At 66.2% G+C, this 14,151-nt stretch carries 15 protein-coding genes; 9 read left to right on the forward strand and 6 right to left on the reverse strand.

Features of this window, described 5'->3' with window-relative positions:
- Positions 1 to 7: 7 nt before the first annotated feature.
- Together ACHL_RS18140 and dnaK are read right to left on the reverse strand one after the other, a co-directional pair.
- Positions 8 to 676: a nucleotide exchange factor GrpE gene (locus ACHL_RS18140; RefSeq protein WP_015938770.1), complete on the reverse strand. Its 669-nt coding sequence runs from the start codon at positions 674 to 676 to the stop codon at positions 8 to 10.
- Between the two features lie 3 nt (positions 677 to 679).
- A complete protein-coding gene (dnaK, locus tag ACHL_RS18145) occupies positions 680 to 2,551 on the reverse strand; it encodes a molecular chaperone DnaK (RefSeq protein ID WP_015938771.1) in 1,872 nt (623 codons plus the stop codon).
- Positions 2,552 to 2,866: 315 nt separating this feature from the next.
- Between dnaK and ACHL_RS18150 the strand changes: the two genes are divergently transcribed.
- On the forward strand, positions 2,867 to 4,123 hold the full coding sequence (locus ACHL_RS18150) for a glutaminase (RefSeq protein WP_015938772.1): 1,257 nt from the start codon (positions 2,867 to 2,869) through the stop codon (positions 4,121 to 4,123).
- 18 nt (positions 4,124 to 4,141) lie between these two features.
- Here the strand turns inward: ACHL_RS18150 and ACHL_RS18155 are convergent, their stop codons facing one another.
- Positions 4,142 to 4,462, reverse strand: a complete 321-nt coding sequence (locus ACHL_RS18155) for an ArsR/SmtB family transcription factor (protein ID WP_015938773.1) — start codon at positions 4,460 to 4,462, stop codon at positions 4,142 to 4,144.
- Positions 4,463 to 4,556: 94 nt separating this feature from the next.
- Here ACHL_RS18155 and ACHL_RS18160 point away from each other — a divergent pair, with 94 nt between their 5' ends.
- A complete protein-coding gene (locus ACHL_RS18160; protein WP_015938774.1) occupies positions 4,557 to 5,852 on the forward strand; it encodes an MFS transporter in 1,296 nt (431 codons plus the stop codon).
- Between the two features lie 76 nt (positions 5,853 to 5,928).
- On the opposite strand, the gene ACHL_RS18165 is transcribed toward ACHL_RS18160, so the two are convergent.
- Both ACHL_RS18165 and ACHL_RS18170 read right to left on the reverse strand, forming a co-directional pair.
- Positions 5,929 to 6,216, reverse strand: a complete 288-nt coding sequence (locus ACHL_RS18165; protein ID WP_015938775.1) for a hypothetical protein — start codon at positions 6,214 to 6,216, stop codon at positions 5,929 to 5,931.
- 92 nt (positions 6,217 to 6,308) lie between these two features.
- On the reverse strand, positions 6,309 to 7,094 hold the full coding sequence (locus tag ACHL_RS18170; protein WP_015938776.1) for a TetR/AcrR family transcriptional regulator: 786 nt from the start codon (positions 7,092 to 7,094) through the stop codon (positions 6,309 to 6,311).
- Between the two features lie 128 nt (positions 7,095 to 7,222).
- Between ACHL_RS18170 and ACHL_RS18175 the strand changes: the two genes are divergently transcribed.
- Positions 7,223 to 8,152 (forward strand): NAD-dependent epimerase/dehydratase family protein, encoded by a 930-nt coding sequence (locus ACHL_RS18175; protein ID WP_015938777.1) that lies wholly within the window; start codon positions 7,223 to 7,225, stop codon positions 8,150 to 8,152.
- A gap of 22 nt (positions 8,153 to 8,174) precedes the next feature.
- On the opposite strand, the gene ACHL_RS18180 is transcribed toward ACHL_RS18175, so the two are convergent.
- Complete coding sequence (locus ACHL_RS18180; protein WP_043794873.1) at positions 8,175 to 10,376, reverse strand: MMPL family transporter; 2,202 nt, start codon at positions 10,374 to 10,376, stop codon at positions 8,175 to 8,177.
- A gap of 222 nt (positions 10,377 to 10,598) precedes the next feature.
- Here ACHL_RS18180 and ACHL_RS18185 point away from each other — a divergent pair, with 222 nt between their 5' ends.
- From ACHL_RS18185 to ACHL_RS18210, 6 genes are all read left to right on the forward strand, one after another.
- The gene (locus ACHL_RS18185; RefSeq protein WP_015938779.1) at positions 10,599 to 11,129 is read left to right on the forward strand and encodes a MarR family winged helix-turn-helix transcriptional regulator; all 531 of its coding nucleotides are present in this window, start codon (positions 10,599 to 10,601) and stop codon (positions 11,127 to 11,129) included.
- Between the two features lie 66 nt (positions 11,130 to 11,195).
- Positions 11,196 to 12,014, forward strand: coding sequence for a methyltransferase domain-containing protein (locus tag ACHL_RS18190; RefSeq protein WP_015938780.1), 819 nt, complete (start codon positions 11,196 to 11,198; stop codon positions 12,012 to 12,014).
- A 145-nt stretch (positions 12,015 to 12,159) separates the two neighbouring features.
- On the forward strand, positions 12,160 to 12,387 hold the full coding sequence (locus tag ACHL_RS18195; protein WP_015938781.1) for a type II toxin-antitoxin system Phd/YefM family antitoxin: 228 nt from the start codon (positions 12,160 to 12,162) through the stop codon (positions 12,385 to 12,387).
- Positions 12,384 to 12,773, forward strand: a complete 390-nt coding sequence (locus ACHL_RS18200) for a type II toxin-antitoxin system VapC family toxin (protein ID WP_015938782.1) — start codon at positions 12,384 to 12,386, stop codon at positions 12,771 to 12,773. The genes ACHL_RS18195 and ACHL_RS18200 overlap by 4 nt, the downstream gene beginning before the upstream one ends.
- 34 nt (positions 12,774 to 12,807) lie before the next feature.
- The gene (locus ACHL_RS18205) at positions 12,808 to 13,431 is read left to right on the forward strand and encodes a LysE family transporter (protein WP_015938783.1); all 624 of its coding nucleotides are present in this window, start codon (positions 12,808 to 12,810) and stop codon (positions 13,429 to 13,431) included.
- A gap of 173 nt (positions 13,432 to 13,604) precedes the next feature.
- Entirely contained in the window at positions 13,605 to 14,144 is a 540-nt protein-coding gene (locus tag ACHL_RS18210) for a low molecular weight protein-tyrosine-phosphatase (protein ID WP_043794230.1), read from the forward strand.
- The last annotated feature ends 7 nt before the right edge of the window (positions 14,145 to 14,151 follow it).

Here is a 14,151-nt window from a genome sequence, read left to right on the forward strand (position 1 = left end):
GGTAATGCTACGCAGGTACTGCGACGATGACCTGTGCTGCGCGGAGCACGCGGTCTCCTGACTTGTAGCCGGAGCGGAGCACCTGGCTGACGGTGTCAACCTCGATGTCTTCGCCGGGCTGCTGGATCAGGGCCTCGTGGACGGTGGGGTCGAACTCCACGCCGGTTTCGTCGATGCGGACCAGGCCGTAGGTCTTCAGCGCGTTCTCCAGCTTGGCGGCGATCGCGGCGAAGGGTCCGTCGGTGAGGTCGCCGTGCTGCCGTGCAGCGTCAACGTCGTCCAGGACCGGGAGCAGGGAGTTCAGGACGCCGATGACGGCCATTTCCCCTGCCACGGCGCGGTCGCGTTCCACGCGCTTTCGGTAGTTGACGTACTCGGCCTGCAGGCGGAGGAGGTCGTTCTTCAGCTCCGCTGCCTCAGCGTTGGCGGACCCTGCGGGAACGCCCTGGGCCACGGATTCCTCCGCCGGCACCTCGACGCCGTTGAGGATCTCCTCGGCCTGGGCGAGCGCGTCGCCGTCGGAATCCTGCGCGGAACCGGCCTGCCCGCCCTCTGGGTGCCGGGCCTCGCCGGTCACCGGGTCAACCTTGCGGTTGTCCCGGATGACCGGTTCCTGGGGGTTGCCCTGCTGGCGCTCGGATGAGTTGTGCTCTTCCTCGTTACCGTGATGGGGCATGGCTTACTTCTTCGCTTCGTCTTCGTCGATGATCTCGGCGTCAACGATGTCTTCGTCGGCCTTGGAGCCATCGCCCGCTGCTGCGCCTTCGGCACCCGCGGCACCGGTGGCGCCATCGGGCGAACCGGCCTGCGAGTAGATGGCCTCGCCCAGCTTCGTCTGGGAAGCCTGCAGCTTCTCGAACGCGGTCTTGACCTCGGCATCGTCGGTGCCTTCGAGGGCCTTCTTGAGGGCGTCGACGTCGGCCTGGACCTCGGTCTTGACCTCTTCGGGCAGCTTGTCGGCGTTGTCGGCGATCAGCTTGTCCACGGAGTAGGCGAGCTGCTCGGCGGAGTTGCGGGTGTCGGTTGCCTCGCGGCGGGCCTTGTCCTCGGCAGCGTGCTCCTCGGCGTCCTTGACCATGCGGTCAATGTCTTCCTTGGAGAGCGCGGTGCCGCCGGTGATGGTCATCGACTGTTCCTTGCCGGTGCCCTTATCCTTGGCGGAGACGTGCACGATGCCGTTGGCGTCGATGTCGAAGGTGACCTCAACCTGCGGGACGCCGCGCGGTGCCGGAGCGATGCCGGTCAGCTCGAACGTGCCCAGCGGCTTGTTGTCGCGGGTGAATTCGCGTTCGCCCTGGAACACCTGGATGGCCACGGACGGCTGGTTGTCGTCAGCGGTGGTGAAGGTTTCGGACCGCTTGGTGGGGATGGCGGTGTTGCGCTCGATCAGGTGCGTCATGACGCCGCCCTTGGTTTCGATGCCGAGGGACAGCGGGGTGACGTCGATCAGGAGGACGTCCTTGCGCTCACCCTTCAGCACACCGGCCTGGAGTGCAGCACCAACGGCCACAACCTCGTCCGGGTTCACGCCCTTGTTCGGTTCCTTGCCACCGGCGAGTTCCTTGACCAGCTCGGAGACGGCGGGCATACGGGTGGAGCCACCCACCAGCACGATGTGGTTGATGTCGGAGAGCTTGATGCCGGCTTCCTTGATCACGTCGTGGAACGGCTTCTTGGTGCGCTCGAGCAGGTCCTTGGTGAGGTCCTGGAACTTGGCGCGGGTCAGCTGCTCGTCCAGGTGGACCGGGCCGTCGGGGGTGACGGACAGGTACTGGAGGGAGACGTTGGTGCTGGAGGAAGAGGAGAGTTCCTTCTTGGCCTGCTCAGCGGCTTCGCGGAGGCGCTGCAGGGCGATCTTGTCCTTGGACAGGTCGATGCCCTTGACCTTGAGCTGGTTCAGCAGGTAGTCGACAACGCGCTGGTCCCAGTCGTCGCCGCCCAGGCGGTTGTCACCGGCGGTGGCGCGGACCTGGATGGTGGAGAAGTTGTCTTCGTCCTTGCCCACTTCCAGCAGGGAGACGTCGAAGGTACCGCCACCGAGGTCGAAGACCAGGATGAGTTCGTCTTCCTTGCCCTTGTCCAGGCCGTAGGCGAGAGCTGCGGCGGTGGGCTCGTTGACGATGCGAAGGACGTTCAGGCCTGCGATTTCGCCGGCTTCCTTGGTGGCCTGGCGCTCGGCGTCGTTGAAGTAGGCCGGGACGGTGATGACGGCGTCGGTGACCTTTTCGCCCAGGTAGGACTCGGCGTCGTTCTTCAGCTTCATCAGCGTACGCGCGGAGATTTCCTGCGCGGTGTACTTCTTGCCGTCGATGTCCACCTTCCAGTCAGTGCCCATGTGGCGCTTGACGGAGGCGATGGTGCGGTCGATGTTGTTGACGGCCTGGCGCTTGGCGATTTCGCCAACCAGGACTTCGCCGGACTTGGAGAATGCAACCACCGACGGCGTGGTGCGGCCACCCTCGGCGTTGGCAATAACGGTGGGCTCGCCACCTTCGAGAACGGAGACGACGGAGTTGGTGGTTCCGAGGTCGATACCTACTGCACGTGACATGTGTTGCTTCCTTCTTTCCTTGGAAACTGGTTGGCGCCCGCATGATTGAGCGTTCTGCACTCAACTTTACTCAGGCTCCAAATGATGTCAACTGAAGTTGAGCGTACTTCACTCAACTTTTGCTCCGCGAGGGGCATGATGACGCCGGCGGCATGCGCCCATTGCCCGAAAAGGCGAGGAATTCCGGGCTACTCAGGCCGGGTTCCGCTCTGGGAGAACGCGTGGCTTCCGGCCTCGGTAGAGTGGTTGCCGGGGGAAGTGTTGCCTGTGCGGCTGCCCTAAAGGACACCATCAACAGCAACGGAACGGCACCCAGTGAAAAACCCGATTCCCGATTACCTCGACGAAGTCATTACGGCGCTCCGGGACGAGCATTCCGGGGACGTGGCCGGATACATCCCGCAGCTGGCGCAGGCCGAGCCCAACGTCTTCGGAGCCGCCATTACCACCGTCAAGGGACACACCTACGCGGCGGGCGACAGCGACCGGCTGTTTTCCATACAGTCCATCTCCAAGCCGTTTGCCTACGCGGCCGCTCTGATTGACCGGGGAATGGACCGCGTCTGCCAGACGGTCGGCGTGGAGCCATCCGGCGAGGCTTTCAATGAACTCTCCCTTGAAGGCGAAACGCACCGCCCCAAAAACCCCATGATCAACGCCGGCGCCATCGCCACGCACTCGCTGGTAGGCACATCCGGCGGAACCCGGACGGAGCGGCTGCTGGAGTTCTTTTCAGCCCTTGCGGGGCGTGAACTAAACATTGACCAGGACGTATGCGGCTCCGAGTTCGAACACGCCCACCGCAACCTGGCAATCGGCCACATGCTGAAGAACTACACCGTCCTGGACGGCGATGTCCATGACATCGTGCTTGGCTACACCCAGCAGTGCTCCATCCTGGTCTCCGCCAAGGACCTTTCCATGATGACGGCCACCCTCGCCGCGGGCGGGGTCCAGCCGCTCACCGGGGAGCGGCTGATGGAACCGGGAACTGCCCGGCAGGTCATGGCGGTCATGGCCGGCGCCGGCATGTACGACTTCGCCGGCGAATGGCTGACCAAAGTGGGCATACCGGCCAAGAGCGGCGTATCCGGCGGCATGATCGGCGTCCTGCCGAACCAGGTGGGCATCAGCGCGTTCTCGCCGCGCCTGGACTCCCATGGCAACAGCCACCGTGGCCGGCTGGTCTTTGAACGGCTCTCAGCCGACATGGGCATGCACCTTTTCGGTGTCGACCAGGGCAACGACCAGTCCGTAGCCGTGGAAGCCGATGGGCAGGACGTTACCTACCACCTCTATGGCACCGTCCAGTTCCTGACCGCAGCGGACCTGTTGCACCGGATGTCAGCCGCTGAAGCGCCGGGACATGCCGTGATTGATGCTTCCCGGGTGGACGCCTTTACCGACGTGGGCCGCCGGATGACCCTCGAGGGAATGCGGCGGCTGAACCTGGACGGCTGGGAGATCAGCCTTCGGGATCCCTTCGGCAGGCTGCCGGACCCGGACTTCGGGGATGGAAACTACCCCTCGGTCATCGAGCATCGGCCCGGGCAGCCAGACGCCCGGGGCTGAACCTCCGGCGGACGGCGCTTACTGGACCGGCGCGTCCAGGATTGCCGGGAGCAGGCCCGGGAACCGGGCCTCAAGGTCTTCGGACCGGAGGGTCAGGCGGCGGCCGCGGCCGTTGGCCTCGTTGCGGATAACGCCGGCCTCGCGCAGGACCTTCATGAGGTGCGATTTGGTGGACTTCGGCATGTCCGGGACCCTGAGCGAGCAGTCAGCCATGTCGAGGGGGCCGGAGCGGAGCTGGCGCACGATGTCCAGCCGCTCAGGATCGCTCAATGCGAAGAGCACGCTGGGCAGATCGAGATCTGCGCGGGTGGGGTGGGGGAGGTTCGCCGGCGTAGCCACGGTTCGATTTTAGTTGAACCATCGGGGTTGGTGCCAGTAAGCTGTTGATTCGATATTTTTCGAACCAACCCCAAAACCCAGAAGGTGGCACGTTGTGACGCACTCCCCCGCAGCCCGGCCCCGTGAAGCACGCCGGCGGCTGGGCTTTGTCCTCGTCGCTGCTGCCACGGCAGCAATGATGGCCGGCGCCAGCGCCCCATCCCCCTTCTACCCCACCCTGCAGGAACAGTTGCATCTGCTGCCGGTGGCCACCACGGGAATCTTCGCCGTTTACGCCGTTGCACTGCTGGCGGCACTGCTGGTGTTCGGGTCCCTGTCGGACCACCTGGGACGCAGGCCGGTCATCAGCGCCGCCTTCATCCTGCTCGCCGGCAGTGTCACAGCTTTCCTCCTCGCGGACTCGCTGGCAATGCTCCTGGTGGCGCGCGTCCTGCAGGGCATCGCCAGCGGACTGCTGCTGACCACGCTTTCTGCCGCCATCGCGGACCTCGAATCCGAGGACGACCCCGGCTCGAGCGCGGCCTGGAACACTGTGGCGCCGCTGGGCGGCCTGGCACTGGGCGCCCTGGCGTCCGGGCTGCTGCTGGACCTGATGGCGGAACCGCGCACTTTGGTGTTCGTCTCGCTGTCAGTCCTCTACATCGCTTTTTCCGCGCTGGTGTGGGCCGCGCCTGAAACCTCTCCCCGCGCGCCCGGGCTGGCAGCATCTCTGAAGCCGCACCTGACCCTGCCGCCGGCAGCCCGGAGCGGATTCGTCAGCGGGGCACCCGCCGTGTTTGCCGGCTGGGCAACGGGCGGGCTGTACCTCTCGCTCGGCGCGGCGATAGTCCACACAACGTTCGGTATCCAGGAGCACCTGTGGCAAGGCATGGTCATCACCATCCTGGCCGGCGTCGGAGCCGCGGCGGCCGCAGTCCTGCACCGGTTCGGCGCCCGCACCATCACCATTTTCGGGACCACCGCCCTGGCGCTGGGGACAGCCCTGTCGCTCCTGGCCATCGGGCTGGGCTCATTCGGCCTGTTCCTGGCCGCCGTCGTGGTGGCCGGTGCCGGCTTTGGCACGGCCTTCATGGGCGTCATCCGGTCCATCAGCCCCCTGGTCGAGGACCACGAGCGCGCAGGAACCTTCGCCTCGCTCTTCGTGGTGGCCTACACGGCGTTCGGTATTCCGGCGGTGCTGGCCGGCCTGCTGGCGCCTGTACTGTCACTGCCGGTGACCACCTACGCCTACGGTGCCCTGGTTACGGTCCTGGCCACAGTGGCAGCGATCAGCCGGGCCCGCAGCAAGGATGCCGTGCCTTCCGGCGAAGCGACGGACGGCACCGCCGGAGCGGCCCGGAACGAGGCAGAACGGATCGGCGCCGGAGCGGCTTCGGGCACCGGGCGCTAGGCCCGCCCGGCCACAACGACGGCGGCCAGCCGGTTCGGCTGGCCGCTCCCTTGGCCGGATTAGCCGGCAAGGACACTTACCGATCGGATTCCGGACGGCCGTGCAACGGCCCGCGCTCGTCTTCCGCGGCCTGGACCTGCCCGTCGTTCAGCCCCTCGCGGACGGTCTCTTCGCCGCGCTCGTTCCCACTGGTGCCGGCGTCGCCGTAGTCGCCGTCGGGATACTGGCCGTCTTCAAGGTTTTCGGAGGGAACTTCGACGGCGCCGGCCTCACCGTAGTCGCCATCCATGTACTGCCCGCCCTCGCCTTCCATGCCGGGTCCATCGCCCTTGCGGGGGTCCTCGTCTGCGCGGTGTTCACTCATGCGTCATCTCTCCTTCGAGTTCCGCGTCCACGTGGGCGCACTGGCAGTTTATCGAGCCAGGGACCCGGCCAACAGAGCCTGCTTCCTGAGTGTCAGTGACCGGGAGCGGGCAAGCCGGCCACCCCGCACAAGACGGCCAGGTGATGATCGAACAGCTCGGCGGGGGCGGAAAAGGTGTCCGGTCCGTACTGGTTGAAGACCTCGAAGCTGACAGCGCCGAACACAGCACTCCACACCAGGACACCCCTGGCAACCAGCTCATCGGACATCTGCAGGCCAAACTGATTCCGGATAGCGGCGAGATCCGCCCCCAGCACCGTGGGGACAGCCACGGCTTTCGGCCCGGGAGCGGTGAGGTGGCCGGCACGGGACGCCGCATCAAGGATGCCGACCAGCCTGACGATCACCCGCGTTCCGGGACCGGTGGTCCGCTCAGCAGGCGCGTCATACCCCGGAACCGGACTGCCGAACAGCAGTGCGTAACTGGCCGGTTCGCGCAGTGCCCAGCGCCGGACGGCACGGCCCAGCGCCAGGAACTGCCCGCCGTGATCCTCCTCAGAAACGCCACCGACGGCGGCATCCACCTCATCTCCGAGCTCACCGAAGGCATCGATCAGTAAAAGGGTGAGCAGTTCGTCACGGTTTTCGACGTAGCGGTACACAGCCGAGGACACGACGCCAAGGTCCCGGGCAACAGCCCGGAGGGACAACCCGGCTGCTCCGTCGACGGCGAGGTGCTCACGGCCCAAGCGGACGATGTCGGTGATGGTTTGGGCGCGCGCCCGCTCGCGTGGCGTCTGCCGCCGCTTCTGAGGGCGCTCCAGCCCCGCCAGTCCGCTTCCTGCCGCGCCGCTCGCTCCCTGCACTTCTGCACCCATCACGCCAGCATGCCACAAAAGAGAGCAGCAAAGGCATTCGAGAGCACCGCTCTTGACATGTCGCTGCGAGTGCCACACTCTTAGAGCGAGAGCAGTGCTCTCACGGTCGGTTTGTCTGAGGAGGAAACGTGGCATTGCTTTACGTGGTTACCGGCGCTGGACCGGTGGGCTGGACAGTGGCGGAACAACTGGCCGGGCAAGGGCACCGGGTCCGGATTCTGACCCGATCAGGCAGCGGTCCCGCCCACCCCCTGATTGAACGGCTCAGCGGCGACGCAAGGGACGCGGCGCTGCTCCGGGAAGCGTTCGCCGGCGCCGACGCCGTGTTCCATTGCATTCACGGTTCGTCCTACGCTGCCGCCGCGTGGGAGGCCGAACTGCCGGCAGCGGAACAGGCCGTGCTGGAGGCAGCCGCGGCGGCGGGCGCCGTCGTCGTCTTTCCCGAAAGCCTGTACTCCTACAGCGAGCCGGACCGAGTGATGACCGAGTCCGGCCCCAGGCAGGCCGCCGGCGGAAAGCGCGGGGTGCGGACCATGCTGCTGGAGGCGCGCGAAGCCTCGGCAGCACCGACGGTAAGCGTGGTGGCCGGCGACTTCTTCGGTCCGCGGGTCCGGATGGCGCACGGCGGCGAGCGCGTGGTGGCGCCCATCCTTGCCGGCAAGAACGTGAGCGTCATTGGCAGCGCCAGCCAACCGCATTCGTTTACGTTTGTTCCGGACCTGGCCGCAGCCATGATCGCTGCCGCACGGACGCCGTCCACCTGGAACACCGTTTGGCACGCGCCCACGGGGCCCGCGGTGACGCAGCGACAGCTCACCGAAGCGTTCGCCCGTGCGGCAGGAAGGCCTGCCCCCAAGGTGCGCGTCCTGCCAGGATGGCTGCTCCGGGGAGCCGGCCTGGTATCCGGTGACGCACGTGAACTCGCGGAGATGCTCTACCAGTTCGAGCGTCCGTTCGTCATGGATTCGACGCTGTCCGAGGCAGCCCTTGGCATCGAGCCCACTCCACTGGATACAGCAGCTGCCGCCACCGTGGAGTGGTGGCGGCAGCAGGGCTGATCGGCAGGAAGGGGTTCCCCGGTCAGCGGCTGGAGACCTCCTCAAGGGGCTCGACGCCGGGCTCCTGCGGCTTCTCCGCAGGTTCCGTGCCGCCGCGGGCGAGCTTGCCGGGCCACCAGATCTTCGGGCCGAGATCGTACGCCAGGGCGGGCACCAGCAGCGAGCGCACCAGCACGGTATCCAGCAGCACGCCGAAGGCCACGATGAAGGCCAGCTGGACCAGGAACATGATGGGGATGACGCCCAGTGCAGCGAAGGTTGCCGCCAGGACCACGCCGGCGGAGGTGATGACGCCGCCGGTAACGCCGAGGCCGCGGAGGATGCCGGGACGTGTTCCGTGTTTGATGGATTCTTCCCGGACCCGGCTCATCAGGAAGATGTTGTAGTCCACGCCCAGGGCCACCAGGAAAACGAACCCGAACAGCGGAACCGTGGCGTCGGCGCCCGGGAAGCCCAGGAGGTTGTTGAATACCAGCGCGGAGACACCCATGGCTGCGGCGTAGGACAGCACCACGGAGAGCACCAGCAGGACCGGCGCCACGATGGAGCGCAGCAGCAGCATCAGGATGAAGAGGATGACCACCAGGACCACGGGGATGATGATCACCAGGTCCCGCTGGGCTGTGGTGTTGGTGTCCAGCGCGGTGGCGGTGACGCCGCCAACGAGGGCACCGGAATCCACGGCCTTCACGTCAGTGCGCAGCGCCTTGACCGCTTCTTCGGCCTCGAGGGAATCCGCGGCCGAGTTCAGCGTGGCGTTGATGAGCACCTTGCCCTCCCGGACGTCCGGATCGCTGGGAGCCCCGGGGGCTCCGGTGATGGGCACGCTTCCCTGGGCCAACAGGTAGGCGTCGCCCACGCCGTCGGCCTTCTTCACGACGTCCAGGACTTCCTGCGCCTTGGCCTGGTCCGCAACCACGACGGCGGGGCTGCCGCTGCCGGCGTCGAAGTGCCGCGCCAGGGCGTCCTGGCCGTCCACGGCGTTGGAGGCGGTGAGGATGACGTCGGTTTGGGGTACACCGTTAGCCTTCAGCTGCAGGACGCCCGCGGAGGCAACCACCAGGAGCAGCACGGAGCCGATCCAGATGGTCCGGGGGCGGCGGGACACCAGCGAACCGGTGGCGCGCCACAGCCCCTTCTGGCCCTCAAGACCGGTGACCAGCTCGGGTTCGCGCTCATCGGCGGGCACCAGCTTGGGCCGGAAAGGCCAGAACGCGGCCCGGCCCAGCAAGGCCATGAGGGCCGGCAGGAGGGTCAGCGCGGCGAACAGCGAGCAGACGATGCCGGCCGCGGCCACCGGGCCCAGGGCCTTGTTGGAGTTGAGGTCGGAGAACAGCAGGCACAGCAGCGCGATGATCACTGTGGCGCCGGAGGCCAGGATGGGCTCGAAGGAGGCCTTCCAGGCAGTGATTACCGCCGACGTCCGGTTGGTGGTGTGGGTGAGCGCCTCCCGGAATCGCGCCACGAACAGCAGGGCATAGTCCGTTGCGGCACCGATCACCAGGATGGACAGGATGCCCTGGCTTTGGCCGTTCAGCTGGATCCAGCCGGCCTTGGCCATGCCGAACACCAGCAGGATGGCTGCGCAGAGGGCGAAGACGGAGGTCAGCAGGACCATGATAGGCAGCAGCAGGGACCGGTAAACGATCAGCAGGATCACGAACACGGCAGACAGCGCCACCAGCAGCAGGATGCCGTCGATTCCGCCGAACGCGGCCGTCAGGTCCGCAGCCAGGCCCGCGGGGCCGGTGACGTAGGTCTGCATCCCTTCGGGGGCGCCCTCAGAGACTGTGTCGCGGAGTTCCTTGACGGCTTCCTTGACCTCCACGCTGCCGCCGATGGGGGCGACGAACTGAACCGCCTTGCCGTCCTCGGATGGAATCGGCCCGATTACCGCGCTCCCGAGCTTCAGTTCCTCGATCTTGGTCCGCAGGCCGGCCACTTCGCCCAGCTGCGCCGGGGTGAACGCCGCGGAGTTTTCAATGACGATGATTCCCGGAACCTCGTCCGAGTCGCGGAACTTCGCCTGCCAGTCCTGGGCTTCGGTGGCTTCGGCACTGGCGGGCAGGAATGACGCCTGGTCATTGGAGGAGACCTCCTCCAGGCGGCCAAAGGTGGGGCCGCCAATGCCGGCAAGGCCAAGCCAGGTCAGCACCAGGATGACGGGGATGAGCCAGCGGAGCCAGAACGGGACGCGTTCCTTGGCTGCAGTCTGATGTTTCATGATGCCTTCCATGCGGATGGTCCACGCGGGACAAAGCGGAGTAGGATTGGTTCCACATTAGACTATCTCCATGATAGAGATAAGTGCCAGTCAAGCTTTTTCAACGGGGGCCTCCGCCGGGGGCTTCCACGGCTGAGCCAGGTAATGCCAAGGCAGCTGAAGTAATATCCCTCAGGGCCTGTGCGCAAAGACGGACGGCCCCACGAACTCCAGGAGGTGACCATGAACGGCAACAATCCGGGCAAGACCGGCCCGTCCGCGCCGGAAGCACCTCCCGCCGGCGGACCGCACCCCCTGGTCCGGCTGCTCCAGGACTTCACGCTGGAGGCCAACCGCTACGTGGACGCTGCCGGCGGACGCAAGGACATGCACCGGACGGACCTGAACGCCCTGGCCGTCATCATGCGCCACACCGCGAAGGGCAACGTGGTCACACCCGGGCTCCTCCGCAAGGAACTGAACCTGAGCTCGCCGGCCACCACGGCCCTGATCGACAGGCTGGACAGTTCCGGCCACGTAGTCCGCGAGCGCCACAGCTCGGACCGCCGCCAGGTCCAGCTGAAGATGACCCCCAAAGCCTTCACCGAGGGCGGCGCCATCTTTGCCCCCCTTTCCCGGCACATGGGAAAGGCCATGGCGGAGTTCACGGAGGCGGAGCTGGACACCGTTTCACGCTTCATGGCGGCCATGGTGGATGCCACCATCGCCGCCCGCGAGGATTCCCCCGAACCCTCCGGGCGTCCAGCCGGGTAGCAGACACCGCTTATTTGACGGCCCCAACGCCGGTCCCTGCCGCCCGGTTGGGAGTAGCGTTTGTCCATGAGCGACCCCCAGCCCGAAGACGACGTCTACACCCACGGCCACCACGAGTCAGTGGTCCGGGCCCATGCCGCCAGGACCGCCGAGAACTCCGCGGCATTCGTCCTGCCGCACCTCACCCCGGGAACGGACGTACTCGACGTCGGGTGCGGGCCGGGCAGCATCACCTGCGATTTTGCCGCTGTGGTCAGCCCGGGACGGGTTACCGGCCTGGACCGCTCACCGGAAATCATCGCCCAGGCCCAGGCACTCGCCGTCGAACGCGAAGTACCCAACGTGGAATTCGTGGCAGGCAACATCTACGACCTCGACTTCGCGGACGGGACGTTCGACGTGGTCCACGCCCACCAGGTGCTGCAGCACCTGACCGACCCCGTCGAGGCGCTGCGGGAAATGCGCCGGGTAGCCAAGCCCGGCGGCATCGTTGCGGTGCGGGACGCCGACTTCCACGGCATGAGCTGGTACCCCGCCATCCCGGAGCTGGACGAATGGATGGACCTCTACCAGCTCATCGCGCGGCGCAACGGGGCAGAACCCGACGCCGGGCGTCGCCTGGTCAGCTGGGCCCAGTCCGCGGGCTTCCACGACGTCGCTCCCACCAGCAGCAACTGGCTCTACGCCACGGGCCAGCAGCGCCGCTGGCAGGCCCGGGTCTGGGGTGAACGGGTACTGCATTCGGCGTTTGCGGAGCAGGCCCTGGAGTACGGTTTCGCCAACCCGGCGGACCTGGCGCGGATCTCGGCCGGATGGCACCGCTGGGGGTCCACGGACGACGGCTGGTTCCTGATCCCGAACGGGGAGGTCATCGCCCGCGCTTAGGTTGTACCGGTTTCCACATGGCTCCAAGGTTCCCTGCCGCGCATTCGCCCCCAGGCGTAGCGTCGGGGTCATGACCTCTTACGGAGACCACGAGTATTGGGCTGAGCCTTATGCCGTGGAGGTTGACCAACTAGACTTGGTCAACATGGGACAGTACAACGTCCAGGAAGCCAAAACCCGGCTTTCCGAACTGCTGAACCTCGTGGAACGCGGCGAGGACGTGGTCATCGCGAAAGCCGGACGCCCCGTGGCGCGGTTGGTGAGGATCGAGCCTCCAACCAGGCGGGAACTTGGTTTCCTGGGCCCGCTCCACATCCCGGACGGGTTTTATGAGCCGTGGACAGAGAAGGAAATGGGAGTTGCCGAAGAATGAGGCTGCTCCTGGATACGCACGTCTTCCTGTGGGCAATCGCCGAGCCGCGCCGGCTCTCCACCAAAGCCCGTAACGCCATCTCCAAACTGGATAACCAGGTCTTCGTTTCGCCGGTAACCGCCTATGAGCTCTCCTACAAACACAGGCTCGGAAAGCTTCCCGCCGGGTCTGCGATCGTCTCAAGCTTTGGGCGCCAACTCGCCCACCTCTACGCGTCCGAGCTTCCGGTCAGCGCATCCCACGGGCTTGCTGCCGGACAACTCGACTGGGACCACAAGGATCCTTTTGACCGCCTGCTGGCAGCGCAGGCCATGGTGGAGGGGTTTACCCTGGTCACAGCGGACGGGAGTCTGCAGGCCTTCGAACCGGTGGCCACATTGTGGTGACGGGCCGGCCGGCTGGCCCGCGTAAGATTGGTTAGTGCAATTTTCCCTGTGGCTGGCCCTTGCAGGCGCCGGCGCCCTCATCAGTTTCACGCCCGGTGCCGGGGCCATCAACACCATGAGCAATTCCCTGAACGCCGGCTTCCGCCGCTCCATCTGGGGAATCCTCGGCCAGCAGGCAGCCCTCATTGTCCACGTGCTCATCGTGGCGCTGGGCGTGGGCGTCCTGGTTTCCGGGTCTCCGCTGGCCTTCAACATCATCCGGTACGCCGGGGCCGCCTACCTGGTCTACCTGGGCATCCGGCAGTTCCTCAGCAAGCCCGCCGTCCAGGAGGAGCAGGCGGCCGGGCCCGCCTTCGAGCCTGCGGGGTCAATCTTCCGGCGCGGTTTCTGGGTCAACCTCCTGAACCCGAAGGCGATTGTCTTCTTCCTGGCCTTCACGCCCCAGTTCATCCGGCCCGAAGAATCGCTGGTTACCCAGTACGCCATCCTCACGGCCACCATCGTGGCCATCGACATCCTGGTCATGTGGTTCTTCTTCGCCGCGGCCGCGCGGTCCTTCCAGCGCTTTACGCAGACCGAACGCGGCCAGCTGGTCCTCAGCAAGGTGTTCGGCGTGCTGTTCGTCGGCGTCGGAATCCTGCTGGCGTTCATCCACTGATCCCGCTCCAGGGCCGGACGGGCTGGCCGCCGGCCGGTGGCCCGCGGGAGGCACCCGGGCCACCAACCCTGCTTCCTACCCATTTCAGTTAACCGTCATGCGTCTTTACAAGTCCGTCAATTATTGTGAATCGCCGCTGGCCATCGGTGCCGAGAAAGCGCATGCTTAGACGCATGAACTCAACGTCGAGCCCATACCGCGTCATTGCCGTTTGCACGGGCAATATCTGCCGCTCCCCCATGGCTGAACACATGCTCCGGGCGGCACTGGAACGCGAGGGGCTGGACGGAGTGGTGACGGTGGACTCCGCCGGCACCACGGGGTACGAAGCCGGCCGGCCCATTGATCCGCGCGCGGCCCGCCGGCTGGCCATCACGCAACTCGCCACAGATTTCCATGTGGCACGGGAGTGGGAGCACGGCTGGTTCCGCGACCGGGACCTGATCCTCGCCCTGGACATCGACCACTACGCGTGGCTGAGCCAGGCCGCTCCGGACAGGGAGTCGCTGGAGAAGATCCGGATGCTCCGCAGCTTCGATCCCGCCATGGCCGGCCGGGACCTCCTGGACCAGGGCATCGAGGATCCCTGGTACGGCGGCCACGCCGATTTCGACGCCGTCTGGCATCAGATCCACACCGCAATGCCCGGTCTCGTTGACTATATCAGGGCAGCAGTTGCAAGCAGTGCACACCTGGCGCGGCAGGCGCTCTGAAAACGGT

This window comes from Pseudarthrobacter chlorophenolicus A6 (assembly GCF_000022025.1).
GTDB lineage: Bacteria > Actinomycetota > Actinomycetes > Actinomycetales > Micrococcaceae > Arthrobacter > Arthrobacter chlorophenolicus.

What these genes read in the sequence shown, in the direction of transcription:
- ACHL_RS18140 (WP_015938770.1), bottom strand. Translation starts at nt 676, where the DNA reads ATGCCCCATCACGGTAACGAGGAAGAGCACAACTCATCCGAGCGCCAG.
- dnaK (WP_015938771.1), bottom strand. Translation starts at nt 2,551, where the DNA reads ATGTCACGTGCAGTAGGTATCGACCTCGGAACCACCAACTCCGTCGTC.
- ACHL_RS18165 (WP_015938775.1), bottom strand. Translation starts at nt 6,216, where the DNA reads ATGAGTGAACACCGCGCAGACGAGGACCCCCGCAAGGGCGATGGACCC.
- ACHL_RS18170 (WP_015938776.1), bottom strand. Translation starts at nt 7,094, where the DNA reads ATGGGTGCAGAAGTGCAGGGAGCGAGCGGCGCGGCAGGAAGCGGACTG.
- ACHL_RS18180 (WP_043794873.1), bottom strand. Translation starts at nt 10,376, where the DNA reads ATGAAACATCAGACTGCAGCCAAGGAACGCGTCCCGTTCTGGCTCCGC.
- ACHL_RS18185 (WP_015938779.1), top strand. Translation starts at nt 10,599, where the DNA reads ATGAACGGCAACAATCCGGGCAAGACCGGCCCGTCCGCGCCGGAAGCA.
- ACHL_RS18190 (WP_015938780.1), top strand. Translation starts at nt 11,196, where the DNA reads ATGAGCGACCCCCAGCCCGAAGACGACGTCTACACCCACGGCCACCAC.
- ACHL_RS18195 (WP_015938781.1), top strand. Translation starts at nt 12,160, where the DNA reads ATGGGACAGTACAACGTCCAGGAAGCCAAAACCCGGCTTTCCGAACTG.
- ACHL_RS18200 (WP_015938782.1), top strand. Translation starts at nt 12,384, where the DNA reads ATGAGGCTGCTCCTGGATACGCACGTCTTCCTGTGGGCAATCGCCGAG.
- ACHL_RS18210 (WP_043794230.1), top strand. Translation starts at nt 13,605, where the DNA reads ATGAACTCAACGTCGAGCCCATACCGCGTCATTGCCGTTTGCACGGGC.